Origin of the sequence: Natronincola ferrireducens (assembly GCF_900100845.1) — a bacterium.
Lineage (GTDB): Bacteria > Bacillota > Clostridia > Peptostreptococcales > Natronincolaceae > Natronincola_B > Natronincola_B ferrireducens.
On the sequence record NZ_FNFP01000002.1, the window covers coordinates 80,597 to 101,934 of the forward strand.

The 21,338-nt window shown below is 33.4% G+C and carries 21 protein-coding genes; all 21 read left to right on the top strand.

Annotated elements, in window-relative coordinates; translation table 11 throughout:
* Positions 1-76: 76 nt before the first annotated feature.
* Complete coding sequence (locus BLS22_RS05820; protein WP_090551913.1) at positions 77-340, top strand: YkuS family protein; 264 nt, start codon at positions 77-79, stop codon at positions 338-340.
* Between the two features lie 193 nt (positions 341-533).
* Positions 534-1,538 carry a restriction endonuclease gene (locus BLS22_RS05825; protein WP_176762075.1) on the top strand — a complete coding sequence of 335 codons (1,005 nt, stop codon included), beginning with the start codon at positions 534-536 and terminating at the stop codon, positions 1,536-1,538.
* A gap of 131 nt (positions 1,539-1,669) precedes the next feature.
* A complete protein-coding gene (gene pduL / locus BLS22_RS05830) occupies positions 1,670-2,248 on the top strand; it encodes a phosphate propanoyltransferase (protein WP_090551919.1) in 579 nt (192 codons plus the stop codon).
* Between the two features lie 208 nt (positions 2,249-2,456).
* The gene (locus BLS22_RS05835) at positions 2,457-3,020 is read left to right on the top strand and encodes a YhcN/YlaJ family sporulation lipoprotein (RefSeq protein WP_090551923.1); all 564 of its coding nucleotides are present in this window, start codon (positions 2,457-2,459) and stop codon (positions 3,018-3,020) included.
* A gap of 103 nt (positions 3,021-3,123) precedes the next feature.
* Positions 3,124-4,278, top strand: a complete 1,155-nt coding sequence (locus tag BLS22_RS05840) for a hypothetical protein (protein ID WP_090551927.1) — start codon at positions 3,124-3,126, stop codon at positions 4,276-4,278.
* 87 nt (positions 4,279-4,365) lie between these two features.
* Complete coding sequence (gene lgt / locus BLS22_RS05845) at positions 4,366-5,106, top strand: prolipoprotein diacylglyceryl transferase (RefSeq protein ID WP_090551930.1); 741 nt, start codon at positions 4,366-4,368, stop codon at positions 5,104-5,106.
* 252 nt (positions 5,107-5,358) lie between these two features.
* On the top strand, positions 5,359-5,508 hold the full coding sequence (locus BLS22_RS15070) for a hypothetical protein (RefSeq protein WP_176762076.1): 150 nt from the start codon (positions 5,359-5,361) through the stop codon (positions 5,506-5,508).
* A gap of 216 nt (positions 5,509-5,724) precedes the next feature.
* Positions 5,725-6,156 (top strand): division/cell wall cluster transcriptional repressor MraZ, encoded by a 432-nt coding sequence (gene mraZ, locus BLS22_RS05850; protein WP_090551932.1) that lies wholly within the window; start codon positions 5,725-5,727, stop codon positions 6,154-6,156.
* A 15-nt stretch (positions 6,157-6,171) separates the two neighbouring features.
* Positions 6,172-7,107, top strand: coding sequence for a 16S rRNA (cytosine(1402)-N(4))-methyltransferase RsmH (rsmH, locus tag BLS22_RS05855; protein WP_090551934.1), 936 nt, complete (start codon positions 6,172-6,174; stop codon positions 7,105-7,107).
* A 39-nt stretch (positions 7,108-7,146) separates the two neighbouring features.
* Entirely contained in the window at positions 7,147-7,632 is a 486-nt protein-coding gene (gene ftsL / locus BLS22_RS05860) for a cell division protein FtsL (RefSeq protein ID WP_090551938.1), read from the top strand.
* Between the two features lie 14 nt (positions 7,633-7,646).
* Complete coding sequence (locus BLS22_RS05865; RefSeq protein WP_090551942.1) at positions 7,647-9,818, top strand: stage V sporulation protein D; 2,172 nt, start codon at positions 7,647-7,649, stop codon at positions 9,816-9,818.
* Positions 9,819-10,003: 185 nt separating this feature from the next.
* Positions 10,004-11,467: a UDP-N-acetylmuramoyl-L-alanyl-D-glutamate--2,6-diaminopimelate ligase gene (locus BLS22_RS05870; RefSeq protein ID WP_090551946.1), complete on the top strand. Its 1,464-nt coding sequence runs from the start codon at positions 10,004-10,006 to the stop codon at positions 11,465-11,467.
* A complete protein-coding gene (locus BLS22_RS05875) occupies positions 11,464-12,849 on the top strand; it encodes a UDP-N-acetylmuramoyl-tripeptide--D-alanyl-D-alanine ligase (protein ID WP_090551949.1) in 1,386 nt (461 codons plus the stop codon). Before BLS22_RS05870 ends, BLS22_RS05875 begins: the two co-directional genes overlap by 4 nt.
* A gap of 4 nt (positions 12,850-12,853) precedes the next feature.
* On the top strand, positions 12,854-13,849 hold the full coding sequence (mraY, locus tag BLS22_RS05880) for a phospho-N-acetylmuramoyl-pentapeptide-transferase (RefSeq protein ID WP_090551953.1): 996 nt from the start codon (positions 12,854-12,856) through the stop codon (positions 13,847-13,849).
* Between the two features lie 16 nt (positions 13,850-13,865).
* Positions 13,866-15,233, top strand: a complete 1,368-nt coding sequence (gene murD, locus BLS22_RS05885; RefSeq protein WP_090551956.1) for a UDP-N-acetylmuramoyl-L-alanine--D-glutamate ligase — start codon at positions 13,866-13,868, stop codon at positions 15,231-15,233.
* Between the two features lies 1 nt (position 15,234).
* Positions 15,235-16,353, top strand: coding sequence for a stage V sporulation protein E (spoVE, locus tag BLS22_RS05890; RefSeq protein ID WP_090551960.1), 1,119 nt, complete (start codon positions 15,235-15,237; stop codon positions 16,351-16,353).
* A gap of 5 nt (positions 16,354-16,358) precedes the next feature.
* Positions 16,359-17,459 carry an undecaprenyldiphospho-muramoylpentapeptide beta-N-acetylglucosaminyltransferase gene (gene murG, locus BLS22_RS05895; protein ID WP_090551963.1) on the top strand — a complete coding sequence of 367 codons (1,101 nt, stop codon included), beginning with the start codon at positions 16,359-16,361 and terminating at the stop codon, positions 17,457-17,459.
* Between the two features lie 142 nt (positions 17,460-17,601).
* The gene (gene murA / locus BLS22_RS05900) at positions 17,602-18,852 is read left to right on the top strand and encodes a UDP-N-acetylglucosamine 1-carboxyvinyltransferase (protein WP_090551966.1); all 1,251 of its coding nucleotides are present in this window, start codon (positions 17,602-17,604) and stop codon (positions 18,850-18,852) included.
* Positions 18,853-19,078: 226 nt separating this feature from the next.
* Positions 19,079-19,867, top strand: coding sequence for a cell division protein FtsQ/DivIB (locus tag BLS22_RS05905; protein WP_090551968.1), 789 nt, complete (start codon positions 19,079-19,081; stop codon positions 19,865-19,867).
* Positions 19,864-20,589: a DUF881 domain-containing protein gene (locus tag BLS22_RS05910; protein ID WP_090551971.1), complete on the top strand. Its 726-nt coding sequence runs from the start codon at positions 19,864-19,866 to the stop codon at positions 20,587-20,589. Before BLS22_RS05905 ends, BLS22_RS05910 begins: the two co-directional genes overlap by 4 nt.
* A gap of 24 nt (positions 20,590-20,613) precedes the next feature.
* Positions 20,614-21,336, top strand: a complete 723-nt coding sequence (locus BLS22_RS05915; protein ID WP_090551974.1) for a DUF881 domain-containing protein — start codon at positions 20,614-20,616, stop codon at positions 21,334-21,336.
* Positions 21,337-21,338: the final 2 nt, after the last annotated feature.

Genomic DNA, 21,338 nt, shown 5'->3' on the forward strand with positions numbered 1-21,338 from the left:
TCATGAAGGATGTAGAGAGAATTTTTTGCTTTAAATAGCATTTAAAAGGTTAAAATATTGATGGAGGTGGAAAGCAATGAAAAATAAACTGATAGCAATTCAGGAAGGACTACATGGGGCCACTGAAATTTTAAAAGAAAAGGGATATAGGATTACCACAATAGACAAAGCAAAAGACCCTATTGATGTAATTGTATACTCTAGTAGTAACAATAATTATCTAGCCCACAATATGACAGGAGAAATAAGTATACCCTCCTACAATCAATTTGTAAAAATGATTAACCTTGATGAAATTGGAATAGAAAATTTAATTACTACTATAGAAGAATTAGAATAAAAACTATAGTTTAAAATCCATAGGAGAAGTATACTATGGATTTTTTTGGTAAAAACTATTAAATATAAAATAAGACTTAATTCATAAGTAGATCCCCAAAATCTATGGTTTTGTGATAGTCGCTTAGTTTGTTCACCTATCAGAAGTAGAGGTCTTAACAATATATCGAAGGATAAATATGGGAGGGGTTCCAATGAAAAAAATAGGATTCCTATGGATAGACTTAAGGGAGAAATACAAAAATTATAAGAAGGATAGATCCAATAGTAGAAGATTTAAAACCTTTTATAGTACTACAAAAGAAGACAAAAGAAGTGATTTAGCTAAAGTGATTGATTATGTTTTGTGGAGAATTTTTATTTTTTTTAGCATATTATTGATAATATACTTTATAAAAACAAACTTATACAGAGCTACTATGATAGCAATAGTAGGCCTAAGTATATATCATATCATTTCTATAAAAATCCGAAATGATAAAATAATAGATTTTAAAAATGACAAGCGAAAAACTGTAGCAACCCAAAGAATTTATAAAGAAATCCTAAACAAAACAGTAGAAGAGATGAGAGAGTATATTATAGATATATTTTCTAAAAGGGGCTTTACGAAAATACAGTATGTCAATAATGATCATAAGTCTATTTTGATGAAGGCAAATTATAACCAAAGCAAGATAATGATTTGTTGTTATATGTACAAAAATGATTTTGATGTTGAATTAAAGGAATTGAAGGAATTTTTATGTCAATTAACCCAACATGATATAAAAAAAGGTGTATTTATTACAACATCGGATTTCACTCAAGATTGCTATAATTACTTAGATAAATTAAACGAAAGCTATAGGATGATTCTAATAAACAAGGATAAACTACTAAATGTTATTCAGTTAAATGATATGTTCCCTACTGAAGAAGAAATCGATGAAATAATAGAAAATCAAATTAGTAAAAGAAATAGGAATTGGACAAAATACAAGTCAGAGGCATTTTCAACTAAAAAAATAAAAGGGTACCTTTTGTTAAGTATTTATCTTACTATTACAGCCTTTTATATACCTTATACAGTTTATTATATGATAATGGCTAGTATATGCCTATTTTTAGCACTAATCACCATAATTTTCTATTTTAGAGATAAAAATCATCAAGAAGAAGATTGGAAAAAAACAGAAGATATTTTTCAAGGCTTGTAGATAACTAGATACCATAAGTTTACAAAAGATTATTCAACAAAAATTTGATTTTTGTATCTAAAAGTTTTATAATATTGCTTGTATAAGGAAAAATAATAAATTAACAAACCTATATAAAAGGAGGAGCTAAGATGGCTAAAAAAATGTTGCCAATTGCTTTATCTAATCGACATTTACATTTGAGTCAACAAGATATTGAAATATTGTTTGGTGAAGGGTATGAACTAAATAAATTTAAGGATTTATCTCAACCTGGGCAGTATGCTGCTGCTGAAAAAGTTGATATAGCAGGGCCTAAAGGAATATTAAAGGGTGTTCGTGTTTTAGGACCAGCAAGACCTAGTACACAGATAGAAGTATCTTTAACGGATGGATTTATATTAGGAGTAACACCTCCAGTAAGAGATTCTGGAGATATAGCAGGAAGTCCTAGTGTAAAAATCATAGGACCTAAAGGAGAAGTAGAGCTAAAAGAAGGAGTTATAGCTGCTGCTAGACATATACATATGCACACAGATGATGCAGAGAAGTTTGGTGTTGTAGATAAGCAAAGAGTAAAGGTAAGAACAGAGGGAGATAGAGGAGTAGTTTTTGAAAACGTTTTAGTAAGGGCTCATCCTACTTTTGCTCTAGAAATGCATGTGGATATTGATGAAGGAAATGCTGCAGGAGTTAAAAACGGAGAAATGGTTGAATTAATTGTTGAATAAGATAGCTAAAAAATAGATATGGTTATAGCCAAATAGATATAATTATATAGCATTAAATTTTGATGCTACTGAAATGGATGTTAAAAAAGCCTATGTTCTTTTGAACATAGGCTTTTTGGATAATAAATGTTAAATTATGATAATCTATGAAAAAAGTAGTTAAATAAAAAAAATACTCCGAGACAAAATATACTTAGGAGGTGATAATTTGAAAAACAAAAAAACATTATTAATGATATGCATCTTTCTTGTTGTAGCAATTGCTATTACAGGTTGCAGGCCAGCTAGAAGACCGATGCCACAAGAGCCTCAACCTATGCCAGAAAGACAGGAGCAAATGCCAGGAGAGCAAGCAGATGATGGTATGCTTCGAGATACAAGAATTCCTGGAGATGATAGAACTGCTCCTAGAAACATGCAACCCAACGAATTAGAACAAGATTTAACTGTTAGAGCTGATAGAATTGTGAATGAAATTGTTAGATTAGAAGAAGTTAGGAGTGCAACTGTAGTTATTTCCGAAAATACAGCCTTAGTTGGTGTGACATTAACCGGTGCTGGAGAAGGTGAAATGGATAGAGACGTAGAAAGAAAAATTGAAGAGACAGTAAAAGAAACCGATAGAAACATTGACAGAGTAGCTGTAACAGCAGATCCTGATTTGTTTACAAGAATAGAAAATATTGCTAGAGAAGCTGGTAGAGGTAGACCGTTAAGTGGATTTGGTCGGGAGATCGAAGAAATATTTAGACGAATCACACCCAAAGCATAGCATAAAATGAATAAAGATGGAGGCGACCTCCATCTTTATTCATTTTATCATAGATATTTTCATATTATTTAAGAAAATAGATTTTAATATAAGGATGGATAATATGAAAAGTTTTATAAAGGTGACGTTTATAACGATAATATTTACTTTAGCTTTAATATTAAATGGAGTTATAGAACGGACTTTATGGGTGATAAGTACTGGATTACTGAGTATGACATTTATAACATATAAAAAAAATCAGTATAGTCATAAAAACAATTACAAAACTGTGGTAATGGCAATTGTATTAGGCTATATTTTAACCATCGGTTTATTATTAGGTTTTCAATACTCACTAGAAGAGATTTATATTGGTAGAAACTATGTCCCTAATAATAAGACGGCTATTGTAGTAGTATTTCAAGGAGAACCCTCTACTTATAATATTCCATTAGCCATAAAAAATGTTAGACAATATAATTCTTTATGGAGTAGGATGTTCCTACCCTTTCATTTGTTTAAGCAAAAATTAAACTATGAAAAAATAGAAGGTTTTTCCTACATATATCAAGGTACAAGATTAAAGCATCAGTTAAGAGAAGCATTGAATGAAGAAAATAATTTTTATGTTGCATATTTATATGATAAACCCTATTTATCAGATACCATAAATGATGTGATACTGGAGGGAAACCAAAAAATTATTATAGCACCTGTTTTATTATCAGAGACCCAAGATTTCATCAATATACAAAACAAAATTAACAAACTTAATCTTCAACAATATAGGATAGAGGTAAAAAATACAGGTGTATTATGGAACAGCGAATTAATGGCGAAGTCCTTTGTAGATCAAATTAATCATTTCAAGCATAGTCCCCATAAACATAATATAGGAATCATATTAATAGGGGAGGAGCTTAAAAAGGGTCAAGAGAATTCACCTGATATTAAACAGGATTTGTTGTTTAGGGAAAAAATTCGAGAATTTTTAATTAGGGATGGATACAATAACAATAAAATTAGTTTAACATTTTTTAACAAAAAAAATATACATGATGAAATCCATCGTTTAATGGAGTATGGGGTAGGAGAAATTATGTTAGTTCCTACATCAACTACTTTACAGCAAATTTCCCATCAATTAATCCTACAGCAACTACCATCAAACATTGAAGCTCCCTATACGGTTATGATCCACGGAATTGATCCATGGAGTTTTAATGACACCCTTGGAAGAGAACTAATAAATAGAATACACTTGTTAAGTCTATAAATTTGACTTTTGGATAGAAATTCACTATAATTTATTTCAAGCTCCTTAGCAATAAAGGAAAAATTTACTTAGTAAAGGATGGTTTAGATGGATCCAATAGCTTTTAGCATATTTGGCATAGAAGTAGCATGGTATGGCATTATTATTTCGATTGGCATCTTTTTAGGAATTTTTATTGCTATTATTCGTGCTAAAAAAGAAAATTTATATGAAGATGTTATTTTAGATTTATCCCTTATTGCTGTACCTATAGCAGTGATAGGTGCCAGAGTTTATTATGTTATTTTCAAATGGGATTATTATGGACAAAATCCTGGGGATATTTTAAAATTTCGACAAGGGGGTCTAGCTATACATGGGGCTATTATAGCTGGTGTACTGGCGGGCTACATCTTTTGTCGTTATAAAGGAATTAGATTTTGGAAAATGGCAGATATTTGTGCTCCAAGTATTATTTTAGGCCAAGCTATAGGAAGATGGGGAAACTATTTTAATCAAGAGGCCTACGGCACACCAACGGATTTACCATGGGCAATTGAAATAGACGGAGTCATGGTACACCCAACTTTTTTATATGAGTTTATATGGAATTTTGGCGTGTTTATATTTCTTTTAGCCTACACAAAGAGAAAGAAATTTGAAGGTCAAATTTTTATCTATTATTTAATATTATATTCTATTGGAAGGTTTTTTATAGAAGGACTACGAATTGACAGTTTAATGATAGGACCATTAAGAACCGCCCAAGTCATCAGTATCCTTACTATCGTAGGAGGGCTTGCTTTAATAAAGATATTAAAAAGCAGAAAAGGATATAAACCCAGCTAAAACTTATATATACTATATATAGTGGATACGATTGATAATTAGCAGAAAACAAACCATATATTGATATACCCCCAAAAAACAAATAACACTAAAAACTAGAGAATTTATGAGAAAAAGATAGAAAATATTTGATAAATTGTAAAATTTTGAAGTCTCTATCCTTTGACAAAATATACTATTTTCGGTTTAATTAGTATACAAGTCTTTAATAAAAGACATAAAAATTACTAAAATATAACTGGGGTGAAACTCATGTCTAGGGAAGAAATTCAAAAGCTACAACAACTTATAGAAAGTATTGACATAGTTGAGGAATCAAATACAGAGGATATATTTAAGGTCAGCAATAAACTTGATGAAGCTTTATTTTTATACCACCAGAAGATGTTATCCATAAGATAAAACGTGTAATATAGATAACTGTCATACTAATATGGCAGTTATTCATATTTTTTGAGGCCTAGGGCCTTTTTTTGTTGAAAAATGTCTATAGAACTATAGTACTATAAAAAAATAAATTCAATATTTTAGAAGGAATTTCTAAAATACTATAGAAATAATATAAAAAGTGGTGCAAAGTGGTATAGAGTGGGGAGAAGTCCCTAAGGTGGGGTAGAGATGTTTATTGGTGAATACAATCATACTATAGATACAAAGGGGAGAGTCAGTATTCCCTCTAAGTTTCGAGAAGAGCTGGGGGAAAGCTTTATCGTGACGAAGGGGCTGGATAACTGTCTATTTGTTTATTCTATAGAAGAATGGAAGGTATTAGAAGAAAAATTAAAACAACTACCCATGACCAATAGGGATGCCAGAGCTTTTGTAAGATTTTTCTTTGCGGGAGCTACAGAATGTGAATTAGATAATCAGGGAAGAATAAGAATACCCAACAATTTGAGGGAGCATGCTCTCCTAGAAAAAGAAGCTGTGATTATAGGTGTGGCTACGAGGATCGAGATATGGAGCCATGAACAATGGCAGCAGTATAATAGTGATGAAAACCTAAGCTATGATGACATAGCTGTAAAAATGCAGCAGTTGGGAATATAAAAAGTAGGTGATTAAATGGAATTTCAACATACATCAGTTTTATTAGAGGAATGCATAGAAAATTTAAATATAAAAGAAGATGGTATCTATGTAGATGGTACATTAGGTGGAGGAGGTCACTCAAAAGAAATCGCAAAAAGTTTAGGCAAAAAAGGATTGTTAATAGGTATTGATCAAGATACAAATGCAATCAATGCAGCTACTAAAAGATTACAGGAGTATACCTGCAATATAAAGCTTATACATAATAACTTTAGAAATCTTGAAGAAGTTTTACAAAATTTACAAGTCAATAAAATTGACGGTATATTGATGGACTTGGGAGTGTCATCCCATCAATTAGATGAAGCTGAGAGGGGTTTTTCTTATATGCAGGATGCTGCCTTGGATATGAGAATGGACGCCAGTAATCCTTTAACTGCAAAGGATGTAGTAAATCAATATTCTCAAGAGGAACTAGCTAGAATCATGTGGCAGTATGGTGAAGAAAAATGGGCAAAGCGGATAGCTGAATTTATAGTGAATCATAGAAGGCAAGAAGAAATTAAAACCACCTATGAATTAGTAGATATCATTAAAAGAGCCATTCCTAAAGGGGCTCGGAGAGAGGGGGCTCATCCAGCTAAACGAACTTTTCAAGCCATTAGAATCGAAGTTAATCAAGAACTTGATATTATAGAAGAAACAATTAAAATCGCTACTAACTATTTGAATGAGGGAGGACGGATATGTATTATTACCTTCCACTCTCTAGAAGATAGAATTGTTAAAAACACATATAGGGAATTAAATGATCCTTGCACATGTCCACCACAATTCCCTATATGTCAATGTGGCAATAAAAAGCAATTAAAAATTATTACTAGAAAACCTATTATACCTACAAAAGAAGAATTGGAAAAAAACCCACGTTCCAGAAGTGCAAAATTAAGGGTAGCTGAAAAAGCATAATAATACATTTGTTCTAAAGAGAAAGGAGGATGAATAAATTTGGTAGTAGCGAAAAGGAAATATGACTATCTAGAACCACAGGAACAACAACAGCAAAAGCCTATACAGAGACAAAAACCTAAGAAAAATTATAGGTTTGAAAAAATAATGATGGGATTCGGAATAATAACGGTTTTATCTATAAGTTTGGTGTTATTAATAAGATTTGCTACTATTACAGAAGCAAAACATAGAATTCATCACCTTCATAACCAATTAGAGCAATTGGAAACTCAAAAGGAACATTTAAGGGTAGAGGTGGAAAGGGTATCAAAATCTAGGTGGATTGAAAGGGAAGCAAAAGATCGTTTAAATATGCAATATCCATTACCAGAGCAAATCATATATATTAGCGTAGATCCTATAGAAACAGCTATGTTAAGAAATCAATTAAATAATAACGAGGAAGAGATCTACGACAAAGGTGGCTCTGGCGATACCTTTAACAAGATATTTAGTAGGTTTGTAGGTTTGTTCAAAATTTAAAGGGGGAAATCCTAGTGTCACAACCTAGTATTTCTAGCAAAAGACGGCTCATATTTATATTCACTGTTGTATGTGTAACAATGACTCTTCTAATCATAAGATTAGGATGGATACAAATTATACAGGGTGAAAAATACAAAGAACTAGCCAATGCACAGCAGACAAGGGATATTCCGATTCCTTCAAGAAGAGGAACTATTTATGATAGGAATGGTAAAGAACTAGCTATCAGTGCCAGTACCAATACTGTTTGGGCTAGGCCTAGGGAAATAGAAGATGCTGAAGTAGCTGGAAAAGTTTTAGCAGATATATTGGACTTAGATGTAGAGGATACAATAGAAAAACTTAAAAACACCAGATATGGATTAGTAAGGATAGCCCGTTGGATTGATGATGATTTAGCCGACAATATCCGGGCTCAAAGAATAAAAGGTGTATGGATTGCAGAGGATAATAAACGGTATTATCCCTATGGTAATTTTGCTGCTTATATATTAGGTCATACCACCGATGATAATAGGGGGGCGGCAGGAGTAGAGTTAGAATATGAAAAGTATTTAAGTGGACTGCCAGGAAGGTGGATTAAAAATACTGACGGTGGAGGAAGACAACTAGCTTTTAGTGTAGAGAGGTATTATCCACCAGAGGATGGCCTGAATTTAGTGTTAACTATTGATGAGGTGATACAGCATTTCGTTGAGAAGGCTGTTGAAAATGCTTTACAAATCCACAAAGCAAAACGGATAAAGGTAATTGTCATGGATGTAAAGACTGGGGATATATTGGGAATGGCTGCTAAGCCAGATTATGATCCCAATGAACCTAGGGTGCCTTTAGATGAAGGGTTAAGACAGCAACTAGAGGAAATGAAGGATGAAAAAAAATTAGAGACATGGTTTAGTATGTGGAGAAATCCAATTATCAATGATACTTATGAACCAGGCTCTACCTTCAAATTAATTACTACAGCCGCGGCTCTTGAGGAAGCAGCCACTAGTCTTAATACCGCCTATTATTGCAGAGGAACTATTAATGTAGCTGGGCAGACTATAAGATGCTGGAGACATTATAATCCCCATGGTCATCAAACCTTAATAGAGGCTGTGCAAAACTCTTGTAATCCTGCTTTTGTTGAAATGGGGCAAAAGATGGGGACAGAGACCCTGTATAGTTATTTGGATGGATTTGGGATTTCAGATACTACTGGGATTGATTTGCCTGGAGAAAGAAAGTCAATTATGCATAATTTAAATAATGTAGGACCTGTAGAGTTGGCCACGATTTCCTTTGGGCAAGGTATTTCTGTCACACCGATTCAGTTGATTACTGCTGTATCAGCTATTGTAAATGATGGTAGGTTGATGCAGCCTCGAATTGTAAAAGAACTAGTTGATGGTGAGGGGAAAGTGGTTCATCGTTTTGATGAAATCATGGTAAGGCAGGTTATATCTCAAAAAACCTCAGAAGAAATGAGAAACATTATGGAATCAGTTGTTTCAGAGGGTTCTGGAAAAGCTGCTTATATTCCTGGATATAAAGTTGGAGGTAAAACTGGAACAGCACAAAAAGTTGTAAACGGAAGATATGCTCAGGGAATTTATGTATCCTCCTTCATAGGGATTGCACCCAGTGATGATCCCCAGTTGGCAGTTCTAGCTATTGTGGATGAACCAGGGGGATACAGTCACTTTGGTAGCGTTGTAGCAGCACCGATTGCAAAGGAGATACTTGAAGAAAGCTTAAGGTATTTAGACATCAAACCTAAATATACAGAGGCAGAGGCAGAGGCATTGGTACAGAATGAGGTAGTTGTGCCTGAAGTAAGGGGTTTAACAGTCAAGGAAGCCTCGCAAATACTATTGCAGACCAAGTTAGAATATGGTACATGGCCTGAATACATTGGAGATGGCAATGCTATTGTTGCTGACATGTTTCCTAAACCAACGGCAAGAGTGCCAGAAAAATCAATCATTATGTTATATACCAAGGTTAATGAAAATCTCCCAGTTTCTGTTTCAGTACCTAATCTAAAAAATAAAACAATTAGAGAAGCCAATGCGATACTAAGTGCTATGGGTTTAAAGTTAAAAATAACTGGCAGTGGTTTAGCTTATAGTCAAACACCAGAGGCAGGAACAGATGTAGAACCTGGTACGATAATCAGTGTTGAATTTAAGCCCGATTAAGACAGAAATTGAATTTAAAAAACTAGATATTTTTATAGGCAACTTATAATTAAAAGGGCAACTGAAATTAAAGAAATTATACTTTAATTTTAAGTTGCCTTTTAAAAAGTTTAATAAATGGAAATAAAAGATAGATAGAGGAAAAAAGTTAAGGGTAAATAGTGGTGTTAGTCAGGAGGATATGTATGTTATTAAAGGAGTTATTACAAGGACTTGAAATAAAGAAAATTTCAGGAAGACAAGAAATAAGTATTGAAAATATTGTTTATGACTCCCGAAAAGTTACAAAAAACAGCCTGTTTATTTGTATTAAAGGTTTCAAAACAGATGGTCATTTATACATAAGGGATGCTATTGAAAAAGGCGCTTCAGCTATACTTGTTGAAGAGGAAGTAAATTTAGGAGGAGCCACTGTTGTTGAGATAGAAAATACAAGGAAATCAATGGCAATTATAGCTAATCGATTTTATGGAGAGCCAAGTAAATCCCTAGACTTAATTGGCGTCACTGGCACCAATGGCAAAACCTCCACAACCTATATGATCAAAAAAATATTAGAGACCAGTGGTAAAAAGACAGGACTTGTTGGCACGATTTCCAACTGGATAGGGGATGTGAAGATAGAAACTGATAGAACTACTCCTGAATCTTTAGACTTACAAAAACTATTTAAACGTATGCTACAGGAAAATGTAGACTGTTGTGTCATGGAGGTTTCATCTCATTCCTTAGCTTTAGACAGGGTAGAGGAGTGTCAGTTTAAAGTAGGGGTTTTCACCAATTTAACACCAGAACATCTAGATTTCCATGCTACTTTAGAAGATTATAAAAATGCCAAGAAAAAGTTGTTTTATAAAACTGTTTTATGTAATATTATTAATATCGATGATGAAGTTGGGAAAACCATTTATCAAGAATTACGAAGATCGACCACCCCAATGCTAACCTATAGTATAAAAGAAAAGGCCGATATAATAGCTGAAAACATTGTCCTAAGTATAAAGACTGTTACTTTTGATTTAATCACACCTAAATATAAAGAAAAAGTTGAGATAAATATTCCTGGAATATTTACTGTCTATAATGCTCTAGCTGCTATTGCTGTTTGTTACAGCATGGATATTGGAGCTAACCATATAGTAGAAGGGCTCAGAAGTATAAAGGGAGTAGCTGGAAGGCTGGAGCCGATAGAGGAATTTGCGGACTTTGCTGTAATTGTTGACTATGCCCATACACCGGATGCTTTAGAAAATGTTCTAAAATCTATAAAAAAATTTGCAAAAAACAAACTTATAACTGTATTTGGATGTGGTGGTGATCGAGATCAAACCAAAAGACCTATAATGGGGGAGATTTCTGGAAGCTATAGTGATTTAACCATTATTACTTCAGATAATCCCCGAACAGAAAATCCTATGGAAATTATAGCTATGGTAGAAGATGGTATAAGAAAAACTTTAGGGAAATATGATATAATTGAAAATCGGCGAGAGGCAATTCGGTTGGCCTTAAAATATGCTGAAAAAGGTGATATTATCTTAATAGCTGGCAAAGGTCATGAAACTTATCAAATTATTAATGATAATGTTTTTGAATTTGATGATAGAAAGGTAGCTGTTGAAGTTGCTAAGGAGGAAGGATTAATATGATAAAACAATCTATTGAAGCTGTTATAGGTGCATGTAACGGCAAAGTAATCTGCAAAGGGATAATAGAGTATATAAATGGTGTATCCACAGACTCTAGAAGGATTGAAGAAAATAATCTCTTTATTCCTTTGGAAGGTGAAAGATTTGATGGTCACAAATTTATAGAAGTTGCTAAAAACAAAGGAGCGTCTGCTATTCTCTATAAAAAAGGGAAGCATATTCCTATGGAGGGTTTGAATAATGTTTACATTATAGAAGTAGAGGATACTCTGAAAGCTTTACAGCAGATCAGCAAGTATTATAGAGACCTATTTTCTATACCTTTTATAGGCATTACCGGCAGTACTGGCAAAACCTCTACCAAGGATATGGTCAGTAGTGTACTGGCTTGTAAATTTAACATTCTTAAAAATATTGGAAATCTAAATAATGAAATAGGTCTACCATTAACAGTATTTAACTTAGATAATCAGCATGAAATAGCAGTTTTAGAAATGGGCATGTCAAACTTTGGGGAAATATTAGATTTAACAGAAATTGCACGACCTAATATTGCAGTTATCACTAACATAGGTTTATCTCATATTGAACATTTAGGAAGCAGAGAAAATATTATGAAGGCTAAAATGGAAATAGCCACCTATCTAGGAGATGATGATTATTTATTATTAAACGGTGACGATGACCTTTTAAGGACCCTAAAAAATCAAAAAAGTTCCTATAAAAAAATCTTTTTTGGTTTTTCACCAGAAAATGATATTTATCCTAAAAATTTGATGGATTTAAAGGAAGAGGGTTTTACCTTTGACATTGAAATTGATGGGGAAGACCATCATTTTCAAATTAATCAACCAGGAATACATAATGTATACAATAGCTTAATAGCTATATGGATTGGACTTTATCATAACATGACAATAGAAGCTATCCAAAAGGGGTTAGAAAGCAACATTCCTTCAAAAATGCGGCTGGAGATTTTAAAGCTTAAAGATATTAAGGTGATTAATGATGCTTATAATGCTAATCCTGATTCTATGAAGGCGGCTTTAAGGGTACTAGAAGGAGTAGAGGGTGGTAGAAGGATAGCTGTTTTAGGTAATATGTTTGAAATGGGAGATTTTGCAGAAGAGGGACACCGAAGGGTGGGAGCTTATAGTGTTGGAAAAATAGATATATTGATTACAGTTGGCGATATGGCTAAATGGATAGGAGAAGAAGCTATTGCTCAAGGAATAAAAAACAAAGTTTATACAGCAGAATCTAATAAAGAAGCGATAGAAATCATCAAAAACATTATAAAAAAAGATGATGTTATTTTAATCAAAGGCTCTAGAGGTATGATGATGGAGGAGATCGTTGATTATTTACAAGAGAGGAGTTAATTAGATGCTACAACAAAATCAACTAGTTTACACAATAATTATTGGATTTTTTATTACACTACTATTGGGTCCATTGATCATTCCGTTTTTAAGAAGATTAAAGGTAGGGCAAACCATTAGGGAGGAGGGACCCCAAAGCCATATGTCCAAAAGTGGGACACCCACTATTGGTGGAATTATTATTATTCTATCAGTTATCATTACCTCCCTTACTGCGGGAATAATCAATACAGACTTATTGGTTGCATTAGGTGCTACAATTGCTTTTGGTTTAATTGGTTTTATAGACGATTTCATTAAAGTAGTATTAAAAAGAAATCTTGGATTGAGGGCTTATCAGAAGCTACTACTACAAACTATTGTAGCAGTTCTGTTAGCAATTTATCAGTCTAATACATCCAGTGTCGGAACAAAAATTATTATACCTTTTGTAGATGGAAGTCTACAATTAGGAGATTTTATTATACCTGAATATATAGATTTAGGAATTTTCTACATTCCTTTTATCGTATTTGTAGTGGTGGCAACTGTGAATAGCGTTAACCTAACAGATGGATTAGATGGCTTAGCATCGGGTGTAACCCTTATTATTACAGCTTTTTTTAGTTTAGTAGCCATGAGCTGGGGTTATACTAGCCTAGGGATTTTTTCCAGTGCCATAACAGGAGCATGTTTAGGATTTTTAAGATATAATACCCATCCTGCCCAGGTATTCATGGGGGACACAGGCTCATTAGCTCTAGGAGGTGCAGTAGCAACCCTAGCTATATTAATGAACATACCTTTGATTATACCCATTGTAGGCGGTATTTATTTTGCAGAATCTGTATCGGTTATTTTACAGGTTATTTCTTTTAAAGCTACTGGAAAAAGGATTTTTAAAATGAGTCCACTACATCATCATTATGAACTCAGTGGTTGGGCAGAGACAAAGGTTGTTACAGTATTTTGGATTGTAACAGTTGTTTTATGTTTAATAGGTATATTAGCATTAAACTAAGAAAGCAGGTGTCAAAATGAATTTAAAAAATAAAAGAGTTTTGGTTATAGGACTAGCTGTAACTGGCGTACCATTAGTAAGGACCTTAGTAAAGTTAGGAGCCCATGTAATTGTTAATGACATAAGATCAGAAGAAGTACTGACAGATAGTCTTAAAGGGTTAACAGATTTTAAATATGATGCTATCCTAGGTAAACATCCTGTTGATCTTAATGAATTAGGTCAATTAGATTTAGTGGTGGTATCTCCAGGGATACCATTAGATATACCTTTTATTAGAAAAATTCAGGAGGCAAATCTTGAAATAATAGGAGAAATCGAGTTAGCCTACCGTCTAAACAGGGCTCCTATTGTTGCTATTACTGGAACCAATGGTAAAACCACCACTACAGCCTTGACAGGAGAGATTTTTAAAAATGCCAGTAGGAACACCTTTGTAGTAGGAAACATAGGTATAGCAGCTATTTCTAAAGCATTAGAAACCACTGATAAAGATACTATGGTGATGGAGGTTAGTAGCTTTCAGTTGGAAAGCACTGTAGATTTCAAACCAAAGGTAGCGGCCATATTAAATTTAACACCTGATCACTTAAATCGTCATAAAACCATGGATAATTATAGAGATGTTAAGTTCAATATCTTTAAAAATCAAGATACTAATGATTATGCTGTTATTAACTATGATGATATAAGCTGTAGAGAAGCTAGTAAAAATTTACAGGCTAAAAAAGTATATTTCAGCAGAAAAGAAAAACTTAATGAGGGAGTTTTTGTGGAAGACCAGCATGTTGTGGTTTTGCTAGCAGGTAAAAAGCAGCAGGTTATACATATAGATGCTATAAAAATACCTGGGAAACATAACTTAGAGAATGCATTGGCTGCCACAGCTATGGCTTTTGTCATGGGAGTAGATATTAAAGTAATTAAAACCTCTTTAGAAAGCTTTAAAGGGGTTGAACATCGTATTGAGCATGTAGAAAAAATAGATGGCATTGATTTTATCAACGATTCAAAAGCTACTAATACCGATGCCGCAATTAAAGCAGTAGAAGCGGTTAGACCTCCTATTCTTTTATTAGCTGGAGGGATGGATAAGGAAAGTGAATTTCAAGATTTTATTCAAGCCTTTGATAATAAAGTAAAAGAGTTATTTGTTTATGGAGAAACAGCAGAAAAAATTTATCATACTGCAAAAAAATTAGGATTTGAAAAAGTAATGATAGTAGAGGATTTACAAGATGCAGTGAACAATGCATATAATATAGCAGAGGAAGGTGATTCTATCCTGCTATCTCCAGCCTGTGCCAGCTGGGATATGTATAAAAATTTTGAAGAAAGAGGTAATCATTTCAAAGAAATTGTAAGGAATCTAAGGAGGTCTTAAAATGGGAAAAAAAAATCCCTATGACTTCACAGTTATTATTACTGTAGCTATGCTGGTGGCTACCGGTATTATTATGGTATTTAGTTCCAGCTTTTCCTATGCTATGGTAGTACTGGGGGATGGATATTACTTTTTAAAAAGAATTATGATTTGGGCAGTTATTGGAACCTTTTCTATGTACTTTTGTGCTAAGGTAAACTATTGGACATGGAAAAAATATGCAAATATCATGTTGTTAGGCAGTATCATTTTATTAATATTAGTCTTGACGCCTCTAGGTAAAGAAGTAAATGGTGCCCAAAGATGGATTGGAGTAGGGTCCATTACTGTTATGCCCTCAGAAATTGCAAAATTTACTGCTATTGTTTTTGTAGCAACTAGTCTTACTAGAAAGAGGGAGGATTTACAGAAATTTTTCCAAGGGGTAGTTCCCTATTTATTGTTGGCAGGGATGTTTTTTGGTTTTATTTATGCACAACCAGATTTTAGCACAGCATTTGTAGTGGTTATAATTATTATTTCTATGGTTTTTGTAGGAGGAATGAAGCTTTCACATTTTGTTGGATTAGTTGGAGCTGGATCGGTTGCTCTGGCCTCCATGATAGGCTATATATTTATTGCTGGCAAGGGATATAAAGCCAAGAGAATTACAGCTTTTTTAGACCCATGGGCAGATCCTACTGATAGTGGATTCCAAGCTGTACAATCTTTACTGGCCTTAGGATCTGGAGGAATTTTTGGTAGAGGACTGGGACGAAGCGTACAAAAACACTTTTATCTCCCAGAGCCTCAAAATGATTTTATTTTTGCAATAATAGGAGAAGAACTAGGGTTTATCGGTGGTGTTATGATAATACTACTTTTTATGATATTAATTTGGCGGGGAATTCGTATTGCTGTTAATGCACCAGATTTTTTTGCCTGTTTAATGGCAACGGGAATTACAACAATGGTGATTGTTCAAGTAGTAATCAATATTGCAGTGGCTACTTCATCTATGCCAGTTACTGGTATGCCTCTACCCTTCATCAGCTTTGGAGGGAATGCCCTAGTCATATTTATGGCTTCAATGGGTATCTTATTAAATATCTCAAAACATACAAACATGAACAGGAGCTGAAAAATATGAGAGTAATTATAAGTGGTGGGGGAACTGGAGGTCATATTTATCCTGCTATTGCTATAGCAAATAAAATAAAAGAAATTAATCCAAACTCCAATATCTTGTTTATAGGTACAGAAAAGGGATTGGAGAGTGATATTGTACCAAAGGCAGGATATGATTTCAAAACCATAACCGTTAGTTATTTAAGAAGAAAAATATCTTTTCATAATGTTAAAAGTGCTGGAATGCTTTTAAAGGGTTTATGGCAGGCAAGAAGCATTATTAAAGATTTTAAGCCAGACATTGTTATAGGTACGGGGGGATTTGTCTGTGGACCTGTAGTTTATATGGCAGCAAAAATGAGGATAAAAACCATTATTCACGAACAAAATGTTTTTCCAGGTATCACAAATAAAATTTTAGGCAATTATGTGGATAAAATTGCTATTAGCTTTGAAGAAGCAAGGAAATATTTCAAACAAAAGGAAAAATTAATTGTCACAGGCAATCCAGTAAGACAAGAATTTTTTAAGGTTTCAACTAAAGAGGCGGACTTAAAATATAAGTCCCAACAAAATAAACCTCTAGTGCTAATTGTAGGGGGTAGTGGAGGATCAGCTAGTATTAACAAAACTGTTACCCATATGTTAATGAAGTATTCTAAAAATCCTTTCGAAATTTTATTGGTTACGGGAAAAAGCCATTACACAGAAGTAAGAAATAACCTCTTACAGCACAAGGAAGTCTTTGAACATAATCGTATTATGGAATATATCAATGATATGCCCCATGCTTTAAAGGCTTGTGACTTAATAATTTGTAGTGCTGGTGCTATTACCATTACGGAAATTAATGCTGTAGGAAAGCCATCTATTTTAATACCCAAAGCCTATACTGCTGAAAATCATCAAGAATATAATGCTAGGGCTTTAGAAGCTAGGGGAGCTGCTATTGTTATAAGAGAACAGGAGCTTAACGGGGATGATCTGTATAATAATATAAACAAATTATTAAATGATAAGGAAAAATTAAACACTATGAAGAAGGCCAGTTTAGATGCTTCTAAAGCTCAGGCTACTGATGTGATTTATAATGAAATTAAAAACTTAATAAAGAATTAAACAATTAGATTTTAAGGCACACCTTTGGAACTTTTGCATATTATGGTTATATACTTGTTTTATAATACCTATTTTATCAATTAATTACTTTAATAAGTAAAGTTTCTATAAATATATTTATAAGTTCTGGAGGTGGCTTACGGTGAGAAAATTAGTAGTGCATGGAGGATATAAGCTTCAAGGTGAATTAAAGGTCAGTGGTGCAAAAAATTCTGTGTTACCTATATTAGCAGCTACTGTATTAAACGGAGGATTGAATGTTATTGGCAATATTCCAAAACTATCAGATGTAGATGTTATGGTGAAAATTTTGCGGGCAGTAGGGTGTGAAGTAAAAAGGGAAAATGGCACTGTTATTGTAGATTCTAGCAAGTTAAACAATCATAGAATTCCGGAGGAATTAGTAAGGGAGATGCGTTCCTCCATTGTAGTTTTAGGGGCTATGTTGAGTAGATGTAGTGAAACAATTGTTAGTTATCCAGGAGGCTGTGAAATTGGACCAAGGCCTATAGATTTACATTTAAAATCTTTACGGGAACTGGGAGCCATTATTGAAGAAAAGCATGGGTTTTTGATATGTAAAGCCCAAAAGCTAAAGGGTTGCGAAATACAATTGGATTTTCCGAGCGTAGGTGCTACTGAAAATATTATGTTAGCAGCAACCTGTGCTGAGGGAGTGACGGTTATTAGAAATGCTGCAAGAGAACCAGAAATTAAAGATCTTGAAGATTTTATTAACAAAATGGGAGGGAAAATTTCTGGAGCGGGAAGTGCTACAATTAAGATTCAAGGGGTGAAAAACCTTCATGAGGTGGAACACACCATTATTCCTGACAGAATTGTAGCAGGAACCTACTTAGCAGCTGCAGCTATTACAAAGGGAGAAATTTTACTGAAGAATGTGGTTCCAGAACATCTACAGTCGGCTATATATAAATTAAAGGAATGTGGTTGTAGGGTATTATATACCAATGACAGTATAAAATTGGTAGCACCAAGCAGATTACATGCTATAGAATCTATTAAGACTATGCCTTATCCGGGTTTTCCAACGGATATGCAATCCCAAATAATGTCTTTAATGACAGTTAGTGACGGTATTAGTATTATAACAGAAAATATATTTGAAAATAGATATAAACACGCCTATGAGTTAATTCGAATGGGGGCAAACATTAAGATTGATGGTAGAGTAGCAATTATTAAAGGGGTACCAAAGTTAACAGGAGCAAATGTAACTGCCAATGATTTAAGGGGTGGAGCTGCTTTGATTTTAGCAGGATTAGTGGCAGAAGGTACTACAATTATCGAAAATACAAAGCATATTGAAAGAGGATATGATAACATAGAAGAAGCTTTAAAAAGTGTGGGGGCCAAAATCCAAAGGTTATAACCTCCTTTAATATATTGAAACACCTTTCCAATAGTGGACATTTAGATTATAATGAAATTAGCATCTATACCTAGATTAGGATATAGTATATTATAATAAGTTTTTTTGCTTCTAACTATAAAGATAGTACGGGATCATTACAAACAAATATTTTAAGTAAGCAGCTATACAGCTGCCCTTAAAATCCAGAAAAAAAGTACAAGCTATAATAAGGCAGGAGTAGGCTATGGATTATAGAGAGATTAGAAGAGAGAAAAAAATAAGAAATAGGAAGGTTAAGAGAAGTATTACTATTGTTTTTTTTGTTATTATATTTTTGTTATGGGGAATATATTATTTACTTCAATCGGACTTATTGAATTTAAAGGAACTTGAAGTTTATGGAAATCACATGATAACCAAGGAAGAAATTCTACGCACTCCTGAACTCTCCATAGAAAGAAATATTTTTCAATATAAACCCTCCCATATAAAACACCAAATAGAACTACATCCCTATGTTGAAGAGGCCCATATCAAAAGGAAATTGCCTGCAACCATTATTATTACTGTGAAGGAAAGAGAAAAATATGCTATAATACCCTATATGGGATCATTTATTTATATTGATCACAATAAAGTAGTACTAGAGGTTTCGGATGATTACCTAGCTGAGGATTTAGTTTTAATTACAGGTGTAGCATTTAATAGCTTTAAGATAGGTGATAAACTGGATATAAGTAATGAGGAATTATTAGATAGAGCTATGGAGTACATTGAAGCATCCAAGATAGTGTCTATTGCCGACATAATTTCAGAAATCAACATTGATCAAGAAGGTTATATAAAGCTCATTACCTTTGATGGTATCGAATTCTTATTGTCCAATAGGGAAGATCCTGCGTATACGATATTAGCATTAAAGGAAGTATTAACAAATTTATATGCAACCAATAAAAAAAATGTTATAGTTGATATGCGTTATAAAGGACAAATATCTATAAGAAGTAGAGAGCAATGGGAGGAAGATAGATGAATTTAAAAGGTAAGGTTGCTATAGGATTACTTTGTGGTATATTAGGGCTCATTATATCTATGCAATTTAATGTTGTGAGAAATACAACTGGTAGTGGTTTTTTATCTACACAAAAAGCCCAACAATTGGCTATGGAATTGAGGAACTTAAGGAATGAAAAGGAACGATTGAATGAAGAACTTACAAATTTAGAAAAACGTTTAAAGGAATATGAAATGTCTGAGGCCGATGAAAACTTAATTATTAAAAATCTCAAAAGAGATTTAGAGAAATATCAATTATTGGCAGGATACAAAGAAGGAGAAGGACCTGGGGTTGTGGTTACAATTGATGATCCTCCAAATGAGTATTTTATGGGGGGAGAAGGCAGCTTTATTATGTATAACTATGATCTTTTATTAGAGATAATTAATATGTTAAATGCTGCTGGAGCAGAAGCTATAGCGATTAATGATCAAAGATACATTGCCTCAACTGAAATATACTATTCCTCTGACAATCTTCTTGTTAACTCTGTGCCTGTAAGGCCTCCATTCGTTATTAAAGCTGTAGGGAATCCGGAAACATTAGAAGCAGCACTGAATATACGATATGGTGTGGTGTGGGGTATGAGACAATATTATAATTTACAAGTTAACATAAGAAAAGAAAATTCCGTAACGATGCCAAGATATAGTAGGGTTATTCAATACCAATATGCTAAGCCGATAGAGTCTCCTTAGAGAGATTGAGAAGAGGTGGAAGTTATGAAATCTTTATATGAAAAATTTGTTATTCTATTTATGTTTTTGATATTAGGCTTTACTATTGTATTGCAATTTAGAAATGATGTGGAGGACTATAGTTTTGTCAGTTTAAAAACAATGAGTGACTTAAATGGTGCCATCAATAAGGAAAGAGAAGAAATAGGGAATTTAAGGGGATTAATAGCTTCTCAGGAAAACAAACTTAAGGAATACCAACGGGCATTAGAAGAAGATGGCAGTATTAAAGAAGTACTAAGTAATGAAATCAACACAATGAAGCTAATAAGTGGCTTCATGGATGTAGAAGGACCTGGAATTATTATTAAATTAAGTGATAGCGAAAGAGAGCTTTATGAAGGAGAACGTCCAGATGATCTAGTTGTTCATGATGGAGATGTGTTGACCATCTTGAATGACCTAAAAGTAGCTGGGGCTGAGGTATTATCTATTAACGGCCAGAGATTTTTAAACACTTCAGAAGTCAAGTGCACGGGGCCAACAATAACAATTAATAACTATAGCTATGGACAACCCTTCGTGATTAGAGCTATAGGTGATCCTCAAACATTAGATGCGGCTATAAAGGCACCAGATTCCTATGCTTTGGGTTTAACTGAAATCTATGGTTTGAATGTAGAGTCCTATACGAGTGATAAAGTAAGAATATCCAAATACCGAGGGGATATAGCTTTTAAATATATAAAACCAATGGAAGGGGAGTAAAA

What these genes read in the sequence shown, in the direction of transcription:
- BLS22_RS05820 (WP_090551913.1), top strand. Translation starts at nt 77, where the DNA reads ATGAAAAATAAACTGATAGCAATTCAGGAAGGACTACATGGGGCCACT.
- BLS22_RS05825 (WP_176762075.1), top strand. Translation starts at nt 534, where the DNA reads ATGAAAAAAATAGGATTCCTATGGATAGACTTAAGGGAGAAATACAAA.
- pduL (WP_090551919.1), top strand. Translation starts at nt 1,670, where the DNA reads ATGGCTAAAAAAATGTTGCCAATTGCTTTATCTAATCGACATTTACAT.
- BLS22_RS05840 (WP_090551927.1), top strand. Translation starts at nt 3,124, where the DNA reads ATGAAAAGTTTTATAAAGGTGACGTTTATAACGATAATATTTACTTTA.
- lgt (WP_090551930.1), top strand. Translation starts at nt 4,366, where the DNA reads ATGGATCCAATAGCTTTTAGCATATTTGGCATAGAAGTAGCATGGTAT.
- BLS22_RS15070 (WP_176762076.1), top strand. Translation starts at nt 5,359, where the DNA reads ATGTCTAGGGAAGAAATTCAAAAGCTACAACAACTTATAGAAAGTATT.
- mraZ (WP_090551932.1), top strand. Translation starts at nt 5,725, where the DNA reads ATGTTTATTGGTGAATACAATCATACTATAGATACAAAGGGGAGAGTC.
- rsmH (WP_090551934.1), top strand. Translation starts at nt 6,172, where the DNA reads ATGGAATTTCAACATACATCAGTTTTATTAGAGGAATGCATAGAAAAT.
- BLS22_RS05870 (WP_090551946.1), top strand. Translation starts at nt 10,004, where the DNA reads ATGTTATTAAAGGAGTTATTACAAGGACTTGAAATAAAGAAAATTTCA.
- BLS22_RS05875 (WP_090551949.1), top strand. Translation starts at nt 11,464, where the DNA reads ATGATAAAACAATCTATTGAAGCTGTTATAGGTGCATGTAACGGCAAA.
- mraY (WP_090551953.1), top strand. Translation starts at nt 12,854, where the DNA reads ATGCTACAACAAAATCAACTAGTTTACACAATAATTATTGGATTTTTT.
- murD (WP_090551956.1), top strand. Translation starts at nt 13,866, where the DNA reads ATGAATTTAAAAAATAAAAGAGTTTTGGTTATAGGACTAGCTGTAACT.
- spoVE (WP_090551960.1), top strand. Translation starts at nt 15,235, where the DNA reads ATGGGAAAAAAAAATCCCTATGACTTCACAGTTATTATTACTGTAGCT.
- murG (WP_090551963.1), top strand. Translation starts at nt 16,359, where the DNA reads ATGAGAGTAATTATAAGTGGTGGGGGAACTGGAGGTCATATTTATCCT.
- BLS22_RS05905 (WP_090551968.1), top strand. Translation starts at nt 19,079, where the DNA reads ATGGATTATAGAGAGATTAGAAGAGAGAAAAAAATAAGAAATAGGAAG.
- BLS22_RS05910 (WP_090551971.1), top strand. Translation starts at nt 19,864, where the DNA reads ATGAATTTAAAAGGTAAGGTTGCTATAGGATTACTTTGTGGTATATTA.
- BLS22_RS05915 (WP_090551974.1), top strand. Translation starts at nt 20,614, where the DNA reads ATGAAATCTTTATATGAAAAATTTGTTATTCTATTTATGTTTTTGATA.